Genomic DNA, 1,453 nt, shown 5'->3' with positions numbered 1-1,453 from the left:
GGTGGATTCCACCGGTCGTCGCAACACCTTGATCGAGGTGGTGTTGCATGGGACGGCCAGCAGGGTGGATCACGACGCTGACGGGGCGTCCGGCGATGCGTTCGCCGGGGCGACCCCCGATTCGGCGCGGTGTGGAGCGGGAGTTCTGGGTGCGGATCGCGGAGGGGATGTCCAGCGAGGAGGCGGGGATCGCGTGCGGTGTGTCGGGCGTGGTCGGCTCGCGCTGGTTCCGGGAGGGTGGCGGCATGCCCATGCTCCGGCTGGGCCCGGACTCGGGCCGGTACCTGTCCTTCGCCGAACGCGAGGAGATCGCGCTGCTGCGGGCCCAGGGCGCCGGGGTGCGGGAGATCGCGCGCCAGCTGGGCCGGTCGCCCTCGACGATCTCGAGAGAGCTGCGGCGCAACGCGGCCACGCGCGGCGCCCGGCTGGACTACCGGGCCTCGATCGCCCAGTGGAAGGCCGAGTTGGCGGCCCGGCGCCCCAAGACCGCGAAGCTCGTGGCCGATGAGCGCCTGCGCGACTATGTTCAGGCCCGGTTGTCGGGCGAGGTTCAACTGCCGGACGGGACAGCGGTATCCGGCCCGCGCACTCCGGAATGGAAAGGACGCAACAAGCCGCGCCGCGAGGACCGGCGATGGGCGACGGCCTGGAGCCCCGAGCAGATCGCCAACCGGCTCCCGCTCGACTTCCCGCTTGACGACTCCATGCGGATCTCTCACGAAGCGATATACCAGGCGCTCTACATCCAAGGACGCGGAGCACTCGATCGCGAGCTGGTCACCTGCCTGCGGACCGGGCGGGCGCTGCGGGCGCCCCGGGCACGCTCCCGGCGGCGTGCCGTTGGCCATGTCACGCCCGAGACCGTGATCGCCCAGAGGCCGGCCGAGGCCGACGACCGCGCGGTCGCCGGCCACTGGGAGGGCGACCTGATCATCGGCACCAACCAGTCTGCGATCGCCACCCTCGTGGAACGAACAACGCGGTTCACCGTGCTGCTGCACCTGCCCCGTCTGGAGGGATACGGCGTCGAACCACGCGTCAAGAACGGCCCGGCGCTGGCCGGGCACGGTGCCGAAGCCGTCCGCAACGCCCTCACCACCGCCTTCGCGACGCTGCCGGGACACATGCGCCGATCACTGACCTGGGACCGCGGAAAGGAACTGGCACAGCACGTGCAACTGAGCGCGGACACAGGGATGTTCGTGTTCTTCGCCGATCCGCACAGCCCCTGGCAGCGCGGCACGAACGAGAATACGAACGGGCTGCTGCGACAGTACTTTCCGAAAGGAACGGATCTGTCCCGATGGACCGCCGGCGAGATCAACGCGGTGGCTGCCACTCTCAACGGCAGACCTCGCAAGACCCTCGGCTGGAGAACACCTGCCGAAGCCCTCGATAGTCGGCTAAAGTCGCCGGTCAGAGCCTGTGTTGCGACGACTGATTGAATTCGAGC

General features: G+C 69.4%; 1 protein-coding gene. It reads left to right on the top strand.

Annotated elements, in window-relative coordinates; genetic code table 11:
- Window positions 1–47: 47 nt before the first annotated feature.
- Window positions 48–1,445: an IS30 family transposase gene (locus tag KV557_RS41765; RefSeq protein WP_218207347.1), complete on the top strand. Its 1,398-nt coding sequence runs from the start codon at window positions 48–50 to the stop codon at window positions 1,443–1,445.
- Window positions 1,446–1,453 lie beyond the last annotated feature (8 nt).

The organism is Kitasatospora aureofaciens, assembly GCF_019192735.1.
In the GTDB taxonomy this organism is placed as follows: domain Bacteria; phylum Actinomycetota; class Actinomycetes; order Streptomycetales; family Streptomycetaceae; genus Kitasatospora; species Kitasatospora aureofaciens_A.
The sequence above is the reverse complement of the archived record's forward strand: the minus strand, read 5'-3'. Positions and strand labels throughout refer to the sequence as shown.